The organism is Roseibium sediminis (assembly GCF_008711325.1).
GTDB lineage: Bacteria > Pseudomonadota > Alphaproteobacteria > Rhizobiales > Stappiaceae > Roseibium > Roseibium sediminis.
Window position 1 is genome coordinate 82,872 of sequence record NZ_VXDB01000019.1, and the last position, 9,754, is coordinate 92,625.

Sequence of the window (9,754 nt, forward strand, 5' to 3'; positions counted from 1 at the left end):
TCGAAAATGGTGGCCTGTTTCTCGATTATCTTGTATTCCGGCATAATGTGTTCGGCTTCAAAAATGTCGGAATAATCGGGTATGGCGTATCTGGAAAACATTCGGACCTTCCTTCGCGTCTACGAATTGGGGAACATGTCTGCCGCTGCCCGGGATCTGAGAATTTCGTCAGCTGTTGCATCGTCGCGTATCTCGCAGCTTGAAGAACACCTGAACGTCCGGTTGTTTCAGCGTACGACAAGGGCTCTCAGTCCCACAGAACAGGGGAACCTGTTTTATCGGGGAGCTACAAAGATCATTGATGCTGTCGAAGAAGCAGAAGCCGAAATCAGTAACCTGACGCAGCAACCGAGAGGCACTTTGTTCATCGCTGCGCCAATTGGCATTGGTCAGAAATTCCTCGCGCCGCTCATCCCGCAATTCAAGCAGGAAAACCCGCTGATAGACATCCGCCTCAGGTTGTCTGACAGGAAAGTCGATCTTGCAGGAGAGGGGCTTGATGCCTCTTTTTTTATAGGATTTCCGGAGGACTCTTCGCTGAAGATGCGCAAGATTGCGGACTGTGACCGAATACTCTGTGCGTCTCCGGACTATATCAAAAGGAAGGGCACGCCTCGTTCGAGTGAGGAGTTGACCGATGGAACCCACGACTGCCTGAACATTCGTTATCCGGGAGCGCCGGAGTTTCAATGGATGCTTCAGACACGAGACGGTGTGCGCAAGGTTGCGGTTCGCGGACCCTTTGAGTCAGATCATGGAGATGTCTTGACCACCTGGGCGCTTGAGGGGCACGGGATTATCCTGAAGCCGTCTTTTGAGGTGGCCGAGCACCTGCAGTCCGGGGCTTTGGTCACGGTGCTGGAACATGAGCCGCCTGTCAGGGTTCAGTTGGCGTTCCTCTATACCCACAAAAAGCATCAGGACCCCAAGGTCAGGCTGTTCATCGATTTTGTCGTGCCGAGGATACAGAAGATGCTGAGCGGTGCGTTTGGAAGCGGCGACAATCTTGCGAAGTAGCAGCTTCAAAAAAGACAAGAGACCGTCTGCGACAAATTAAACTATATATATGAAAGGATTACCTGCGGGATCATTTCCGCAGCGCGGCAGGAGGGATAAATTGGCTCGATATTCACGAAACATGCGCGGCTATGGTGCGAACCCGCCGGATCCCAAATGGCCGGGCGGTGCGAAGATCGCGGTCCAGTTTGTTTTGAACTACGAGGAAGGTGGCGAGAACTGCGTCCTGCACGGTGATGCCGCCTCCGAGGCATTCCTGTCAGATATACCGGGGGCGAGCCAATGGCAGGGCCAGCGCCACTGGAACATGGAGTCCATTTATGAATATGGGGCTCGGGCCGGTTTCTGGCGTTTGCATCGGCTGTTTACCCGAGCCGAAATTCCTCTGACGATCTACGGTGTTGCGACGGCGCTTGCGCGTAGTCCGGCTCAGGTCGAGGCCATGAAGAGTGCCGGTTGGGAAATCGCCAGCCACGGTCTGAAGTGGGTCGAGCACAAGGACATGGCCGTTGAAGACGAGCGTGCCTCGATCGCCGAGGCCATTCGACTTCACACGGAAGTCGTCGGTGAACGGCCTCGTGGTTGGTATACCGGGCGTTGCTCTGCAAATACCGTCAGGCTCGTCGCGGAAGAGGGGGGATTTGACTATGTCTCCGACACCTATGATGACGACTTGCCCTACTGGATTGACATAGACGGGCGGCATCAACTGATCATTCCCTATACGCTCGAAGCCAATGACATGCGCTTTGCGACAGCGCCGGGCTGGACCGATGGCAATGATTTTGCCGACTACCTGATCAATGCCTTTGACGAGCTGTATCTGGAAGGGTCGACGGACACGCCGAAGATGATGTCCATCGGACTGCATTGCCGCCTGATCGGGCGGCCAGGGAAACTTGCGGGATTGCGCCGTTTCATCGAACACATCAAACGTCATGATGATGTCTGGTGTGCCCGGCGCATCGACATCGCAGAACACTGGAAAGCCGTTCATCCGCCGCTGTCCTTTCCCCGTCCTTGCGAGATGGACCGGGAGACCTTCGTTGGTTCTTACGGAAGTATCTTCGAGCACTCTCCGTGGATCGCGGATAGGGCCTTCGATCTGGAACTAGGTCCGGCACATGACTGTGCAGCGGGCGTACATAATGTTCTTTGTCGGATGTTTCGAACCGCCAGTTCAGAGGAACGCCTTGGTGTGTTGAACGCGCACCCGGATCTTGCCGGGAAGCTGGCTCAGGCCGGGCGTCTGACAGCGGAAAGCACCTCTGAGCAGGCCGGTGCCGGGCTCAACATGCTGACGGATGAAGAAAGGGAAACCTTTACGCGCCTGAACCAGGTCTACATGGACAAGCACGGGTTCCCGTTCATCATTGCGGTGCGAGACCATACGAAGGCCTCCATCCTCGAGGCTTTCGAAAGGCGTATTGCGAATGATCGGGAGACCGAGTTTGCAGAAGCCTGCCGTCAGGTGGAACGCATTGCCCAGTTCCGGCTTCAGGATGTCTTGCCTTAGGGACACTATCAGTCATTTTTGGAGCACGTCTTGCATTCACTGAATGACATAACGTGCTCTACTTATTTGATTTGTCGGGATTCCTGACGGCGAACTGGTATTCCTTCGCCTGGAAAGGCTTTAGCGGCTGGTCATGCGCTTTGCCATATCCAGCATGCGTGCGGAAAAGCCCCATTCATTGTCGTACCAACCGAAGATCCTGACCTGCCGGTCTCCGCAGGTCTGGGTTTCGGGCAATTGGATCACCAGGGATTCCGGGCGTGCCCGCATGTCTGTCGAAACCACTGGATCATTGGTGAAGCCCACGATTTGGCTGCCTGCAAAGATGGATTGCAGGGCGTCATTAATTTGACTGGACACCGGTTTCGACAGCGTGAGGACAAGATCCACCGCAGATACGCTGATTGCCGGAACCCGGACCGCTGCGCCGGTAACCTTGCCTTTGAGCTGGGGCAACACTTCTCCAACCAGTTTCGTTGCGCTGGTGGTTGTCGGCACCATGGAAACACCGCCCGCGCGGCTGCGCTCCAATGTATCCCTCGGCGCATCCACCATTGGCTGGCTGCCGGTGTAACAATGGATCGTGGTCATGTGCCCGGATTCTATGCCGAGTTCATCATGAAGTCCCCGCAGAAGCGGAGCGAGCGCATTGGTCGTGCAGGACGCATTGGATACGATCGTGTGGTCGGCGAGTTTTTCATCGTTTGCTCCAATCACGATTGTTTCGTCGGCAGCAGGAGAGGGGCCGGATATCAAGATGGCTCTTGCCCCCGCCTTCAATCCTCTTTCAGCGATATCGCGCGTCTGGGCTTTGCCGGTGCATTCCATGACCAGATCAATATCGGACAGGTCCAGATTTGAGAGGTCAGGTTCTCGCGTAAACCGGATGCTTCTGTCTCCAATGACCAAACCATCCGGAGACGTTGTAACGGTTTCCCGATAGGGTCCGAAAACACTGTCATAGCGAAACAGGTAGGCGCATGTTTCCAGCGGGGCGATGTCGTTGACCCAGATGGTCCTCGGCTGTTCCGAGACTGGAAGGGAGAGGTATTGACGCAAGACGGTCCGGCCAATGCGGCCGAAACCATTGATGACAAGACGCATGGGTTAGGTCCGAAGCTATCAAGAGCGGATCGTCAGATTCCCTAGCACCAAATTTCAAAATCGTGCGAAAAACATTGTTCCATATGACAATTTTGGAACAGGCTGGATGGTCTGTCACTTGCCTTCCTATGCGTGACTTGCAAGCGGAAGAACAAAGGGAACTTCGCTCGGCGGAGTTCGATTGACCAGTACAGGATGGTCATAGGCTTCAGACAGAACATTGGACTCTACTGTTTCAGAAACGGAACCCGAAGCAATCAGCTGTCCGCCTTTTAGGACGAGAACCTGATCTGCATAGTGCGCGGTCAAATTGAGGTCGTGCATGATCGCAAAGACACCGCCGCCGCGATTGGCGAATTCACGCGCGATATTCATGATCTGGATTTGATGCCGGATATCGAGGCTGGAAACAGGTTCGTCGAGAAACAGCCACTTCGGGTTTTCGTTGAAGGGGTCACAGGCTGTTTCCATCTGGGCGAGAACTCTTGCCATTTGCACACGCTGCTGCTCACCGCCGGACAAGTCATGATACTGGCGTGTGACAAAAGCCTGCATGCCGACCTTCTCCAAAGCTGCAAGTCTGCGGGTTTGCAGGACCAGTTCGTCGGCGGGGACAATCTGCCCGAGCCGAACGACTTCATCGACAGACAAGGGGAAGGCGAGCGATGTCTGCTGCGGCAATACCCCTCGATGCAAGGCGAGGAGGATAGGGGAGCATGCTGCTACATTAAGTTCACCCAGACGAACGGTGCCCAGGTAAGCGATCTCGCCAGTCAGGGCCTTGAGCAGGGTGCTCTTTCCGGCTCCGTTTGCACCTATGACGGCTGTCACGGTTCCCGAGAGGCAATTGCCTGAAACATTGTGAAGTATGCGATGGTTACCGATACTCACAGAGAGGCTTTTAAAGCTGAGTTTGTGTGTCATTTCATATCCGGGTCAAAAACCCATCGGCCCTTTTTTGCGCAGCAAGATCCACAGGAAGAAGGGAGCGCCGGTGACCGCGGTGATGATACCGATGGGGAGTTCGGCCGGAGCGACGATCGTGCGGCTGACGGTGTCTGCGAGAATGAGAAGGCTTGCACCCAGCAGGCCCGATGCGGGTAGCAGGTAGCGATAATCGGCACCGATTGTCAGGCGCAGAAGATGCGGGACAACGATGCCGACAAAGCCAATGCCTCCGCTCACGGCGACCGAGGCTCCGGTCGCAGCTGCAACGCAAATGATGGCGATATTCTTGAGTCGTTGAACCTTTATGCCAACATGGAAAGCTGCTGCTTCGCCCATCATCAACGCGTTTAGACCGCGAGTGAGGAAGAGAACGGCAATCATAGATCCGCCAATAAGGGGCGCTGCGGCGAGGATCTTTTCCCAGCTGGCTCCGGCCAGTGATCCCAGTCCCCAGAAGTTGAGGTCGCGCAGCTGTTGGTCGTCTGCGACATTGACAAGCAGGCCGGTCGCCGCGCCTGTGAGGGCTCCAAGGGCAATGCCTGCAAGAAGCAGGGTGGCGATGGACGTTATACCGCCCCTGGTTCCGATCCGGTACAAAAGATAAGTTGTTGCAAGGCCGCCTACGAAAGCTGCGACCGGGACTGCGTAAATGCCAAGGATGGCCGTGATCGGGGCCAAGGTGGTGGTTCCAAGGACAATGAAACTCGCCGCGCCAAGGCCCGCTCCTGCAGAGACGCCGACAATTCCGGGATCAGCCAGAGGGTTTCGGAACAAGCCTTGTAACACTGCACCGGAGATTGCCAGAGCTCCGCCTACCAATGCGCCGAGAACGACACGCGGAAGCCGGATGTCATAAAGGACAATCTCGTTCCTCATAGCCTCTGCACTGGCGGATTGACTATTGGGCGCCCAAAGGGCCGTAAGAGGGATCTCGATCGGCCCGGTTGCCAATGACCAAAGGCAGGTTACTGCCAATGCGGCAGTCAACAACAGGATCGCGAACCTTGCCCTGACATCTCTTGACCAGAGCGGCAAGGACAGTCCCATCTGGTTGTCCGATTGATGGGAAGTGCTGTCTGAAACACCGATGGTCATAGAGTTTCACCCTTGCCGCCGAAGAGCTTTTCGACCCGGTTTTTGAGCTCCCATGCAGCCTCTGCGGTCCGAGGACCAAAGCCGAGAAGCAGCAATCCGTTCATCTGGACTAGATGCCCACTCCGACCGGCAGGTGTCGCAGCAAGCGTTGGTAGGGCCAGTATCTCCGCCGTCGCACCTCCATGATCACCGCCTCTATCCATCATCAGGATGATGTCCGGCGCAGCCGTCAGGATCGCTTCGTCGCTGAGCTGCTTGTATCCCTCGAATTCGGTGATCGCGTTGGTCATGCCGGCCAATGCCAGAATGCCGTTAGCTGCAGTGCCAGTACCGGATGCCAGAACTCGCCCTCCGCGGACAGACAGAACGAAGAGAACCCGGGGAGAGGCCGATGCTGCGTTTCTTGTGGTGGCCAACAGCTCGAAATCGGCTCGCAGTTTGTCTGCCAGGACTTCAGCTTTTTCAGATGCGCCGAGTGCAGCCCCCACAACGCGTATCTTTTCCAGAACACCCTCGGCTGAATATGTCTCGGGGACATCGGAGATGGGAATGTCGGCTTCCCTAAGCACTTGCAATGCTTCGGGCGGGCCGCTGCCTTCAACCATGATGATCCTGCTCGGGGAGAGGGAGAGAACCCCTTCCGGCGACAATGCGCGCATGTAGCCGACATCCGGCAGGCTCTCGGCAGCTGGAGGATAGGAACTGGTGGTGTCGCGGCCCACCAGCCTGTGTTCTTCACCAAGGGCATAGATGATTTCGGTTACGGCTCCGCCGATCGAGACGATCCGATCTGCCGCCAATGGCTCGGCGGAAGCTGTATGGAAAAGAGCGACAGCGCTCAAACTTCCGGCGACAAAGAGACGAATGCTTTGACGGATCACGGTGCAGAGCTGAAAACAATGAGTGGTCATCATGCACCTCCCAGAACCACGGGTTGCTCGAGGACCGGCAGGTGCTTCACGAGATCGCGCCAGTCTGCACGCTCCACCTGACCCTCCTGCCTGACTCCGAAGAATTGGATGATCTGGTTGCCGCTTCGATCAAAGGCTTCTACCGAAGTCACATATTCCTTGTCTGCCGGTTTCCGGACTGCCCAGACGTCGGCAATGTGATCGGTACGAAGATGCAGATGGAACCGTTCGTCCAGAACATTGATCCATGGCCCTTTGTCCATGATGCGTTCGACCGGACCGGAGTGGATCTGAATGCAGCCCCGGTTGCCGACGAAGCACATGATCGGCAATGCCTCGCTTGCCGCAGCTCTCAGGAGAGCCGTCGGAGACCCCGGATCAAGTTTCCAGGCAAGATCAGCACCGGCGAGTTCAAAGGCCGTAAGACGGTGCATATCAAAATCCTGAAGCATTCCATGAAACTGATGTGGGTCGGTCAGCGCATTCCACCGTTCCCGAAGGGCATTGGCCAAATGGTGTTCCGTAGGACGTCTGGAAGAGGGATCAGTTGGGTAGGGGAGGACCGAGACCTTTGGTGATTGGTCAGGGCTCAGGAGCGTTTCTACAAGCTCGTCCCATCGGTTGCGATCAGTTGCGGGGCGGGTATGGATTTTCTGAACAGCTTCTCCGTAGGCATCGAAAAACTGAAGGGAGCGTTGGATGTTCCCATCGACATTTCGCTCCACCGCAAATCCATGGATCCAGTTTTTGGGGAACATCCGGGTATCGATATCTTTCCCCAACATGAGTGCTGCCTTGCGACCATGAATGAACCGTTCAAAGACCCCGATCTTTTCGTGAACTGCGCTTTCATTGCGCGTCAGGGCCATCACCTCTCCAACGTCCTGCAGGCCGGGGAAAAGTGTGTCGAACCTTGGTTCGATACGTTGAACTGTCTCTCCGCAGAAACTTGCGACAAATTCCGCTTCGCTCAGGCCAATCTGTCTGGCCAGATCCCTTTCCCGCATTTTCGGGTTTTCGATCCGGGCCCTTTTGACGAGGTCGGGAAGTGGAATGGGCGTGTGGGCCACTGAGGACAGGATTGTTGAGCTATCCATAATTTGGAACTCCTGAAGGAATTTAGGGTCGGCAGACTTTTGAATTGCGAGGTCAATCCGGCGAGGTGGCTAGGCGGCTGGCTCTGGATGACAGGCTCTGATCCGGGTGGTGATCCACAGGACGAGTAATACTTGACTCGTATACTCATGTTAAATATCAGGATCAATACCAGAGTCATATACTCAAGATAAAATTTCCAAACTGCCAGCGGCGTTTTCCCAAATATCCGCAAGCTTTTAACCGACGGAGAACCTCCATGCGGACCCAACGTGGTATGCAAAAACTCTTACTTTCAACAGTCGCAATCAGTGCGCTGGCAGGCTGTGGAACAGCCTTTGCCGAGACCGCTGAACCCCAGTCGGCTGTCGACACGATCCTTGAGGAAATTGTGGTTGGGGCCGGTGTTCCCAAAGTGGCGATTGATACGCCACAGGCAGTCACAGTGCTGGATCAGGAGGCTATCGACGACCGCCAGGCAAGCACGGTTGGCGATGTATTGCGCGACATTCCCGGTGTATCCGTCATCGGCAGTGATCGGATTGCAGGGCAATCGTTCAACATTCGCGGTATCGGCGGACTTGCAGCCGCTGATGAATCCAAAATTATCGTGACGGTCGATGGGGCGGTGAAGTTCTATGAGCAATACCGCCTTGGGTCATTCTTCAGCGAACCGGAGCTCTACAAGCGTGTTGAAGTGCTTCGCGGCCCGGCGTCTTCCACGCTTTACGGTGCTGGCGCAATTGGTGGTGTGATCAATTTCACCACCAAGGACGGACGTGACTTCCTGAAGGATGGAAAGAGCGCCGCGGTGCGTCTCAAGGGGTCTTATGATTCCAACGTTGACGGTTTTCTCGGATCGGTCATTGCGGCCTATGCTTTCAATGAGCGGACAGACATCCTGATCAGCGGAAATTTCCGCCGTGCCGGTGAATACAAGAATGGCGAAGGCACCAGCATACCCGGCTCGGATTTCTCTTCCCTATCCGGGCTGGCCAAGATTACGCATCGCTTCGGCGAGAATGATGAACAGTCCATCAGACTGTCCTATCAGCGCTGGCAAAGCGATGCCGATGACACGGCCTATTCGCAGACCGGAACCGTTGATGCATTTGGTGAGGTCGATCGGGACATCACCGACCAGACCTTCGCATTCCACTATGAAAACCCGGCATCGGGAAATCCTTTCCTGAACCTGAAGCTGAATATTACCTATTCGGATACGAGTGTTGAGCAGACGAATGCCGAGTTTGCCCGCTTCGGGTCCATGTGGTCCGATTCTGAATACGCCTACAGAACCTGGTCGGGAAAGCTTGAGAACACATTTGAACAAACCGGCGACAGCTTCAGGAACTATCTCACTCTTGGGACGCAGATCAGCCATCAGACTCGCGTTGCAGAAACGGTTCGTGGCAGCCTCGGCTTTCATCCGGAAGGCACCGACACGAAATATGGGTTCTTCTTGCAAAACGAATTTATCTGGAATGACAAGCTGACCATCACTCCAGGTGCCCGTGTCGATTTTGTTTCCCTGGATCCTGATAGCTCCATCGCCGGTGCCTCCAGCAAGGAGGACGTGGCGTTTTCGCCCAAGCTCGCGGTCCTCTATCAATTCAACGAGACATTCGGGGTGTTCGGCTCTGTGGCCCATACCGAGCGGGTTCCAACCCTGGATGAACTGTTTTCAACATCCGGTCCCGGCCGCTCCTCCTATCCCGGTGGTCGTTCGGCGAGCCTAGATCTGGACAAGGAAACATCCAACAATTTCGAGGCGGGCTTTACAGTCTCCACTTACGGGTTGGCGACAGGTTCAGATAGCCTCCAGTTCAAGGGCACGGGCTACTACAACGATCTCAAGGATATGATTTCAACAAATCCGGATCGGCGAAACAGGAGCGCTGTTCCGTATTACGTCAACATCGACAAGGCCGAGATCTACGGCTTTGAACTCGAAGCAGCCTATGACAGCGACTATGTCTTCGGCAGCCTGGCACTGAATGCCATCCGTGGTCTTGATCAGCCCCACCTAAGCGGTCCAGTTTGAATGTTAGTGCATGATTAGCCTGGG

The 9,754-nt window shown here is 55.4% G+C and carries 8 protein-coding genes; 3 read left to right on the forward strand and 5 right to left on the reverse strand.

Going from position 1 to position 9,754, the window contains the following annotated elements; all coding sequences use genetic code 11:
• Positions 1 to 81 precede the first annotated feature (81 nt).
• Together F0155_RS17695 and puuE are read left to right on the forward strand one after the other, a co-directional pair.
• Positions 82 to 1,017 (forward strand): LysR family transcriptional regulator, encoded by a 936-nt coding sequence (locus F0155_RS17695; protein ID WP_150525878.1) that lies wholly within the window; start codon positions 82 to 84, stop codon positions 1,015 to 1,017.
• Between the two features lie 49 nt (positions 1,018 to 1,066).
• Entirely contained in the window at positions 1,067 to 2,533 is a 1,467-nt protein-coding gene (puuE, locus tag F0155_RS17700; RefSeq protein WP_425299985.1) for an allantoinase PuuE, read from the forward strand.
• A 120-nt stretch (positions 2,534 to 2,653) separates the two neighbouring features.
• Here puuE and F0155_RS17705 read toward each other — a convergent pair whose 3' ends face one another.
• From F0155_RS17705 to F0155_RS17725, 5 genes are all read right to left on the reverse strand, one after another.
• Positions 2,654 to 3,637: a type I glyceraldehyde-3-phosphate dehydrogenase gene (locus tag F0155_RS17705; RefSeq protein WP_150525880.1), complete on the reverse strand. Its 984-nt coding sequence runs from the start codon at positions 3,635 to 3,637 to the stop codon at positions 2,654 to 2,656.
• Between the two features lie 126 nt (positions 3,638 to 3,763).
• The gene (locus F0155_RS17710) at positions 3,764 to 4,561 is read right to left on the reverse strand and encodes a heme ABC transporter ATP-binding protein (RefSeq protein ID WP_150525881.1); all 798 of its coding nucleotides are present in this window, start codon (positions 4,559 to 4,561) and stop codon (positions 3,764 to 3,766) included.
• A gap of 12 nt (positions 4,562 to 4,573) precedes the next feature.
• Positions 4,574 to 5,632, reverse strand: coding sequence for a FecCD family ABC transporter permease (locus tag F0155_RS17715; RefSeq protein WP_192913838.1), 1,059 nt, complete (start codon positions 5,630 to 5,632; stop codon positions 4,574 to 4,576).
• Between the two features lie 44 nt (positions 5,633 to 5,676).
• Complete coding sequence (locus F0155_RS17720) at positions 5,677 to 6,591, reverse strand: heme/hemin ABC transporter substrate-binding protein (protein ID WP_204934520.1); 915 nt, start codon at positions 6,589 to 6,591, stop codon at positions 5,677 to 5,679.
• The gene (locus tag F0155_RS17725; RefSeq protein WP_150525884.1) at positions 6,591 to 7,688 is read right to left on the reverse strand and encodes a hemin-degrading factor; all 1,098 of its coding nucleotides are present in this window, start codon (positions 7,686 to 7,688) and stop codon (positions 6,591 to 6,593) included. Before F0155_RS17725 ends, F0155_RS17720 begins: the two co-directional genes overlap by 1 nt.
• A gap of 275 nt (positions 7,689 to 7,963) precedes the next feature.
• Here F0155_RS17725 and F0155_RS17730 point away from each other — a divergent pair, with 275 nt between their 5' ends.
• Entirely contained in the window at positions 7,964 to 9,730 is a 1,767-nt protein-coding gene (locus tag F0155_RS17730; protein ID WP_150525885.1) for a TonB-dependent receptor domain-containing protein, read from the forward strand.
• Positions 9,731 to 9,754 lie beyond the last annotated feature (24 nt).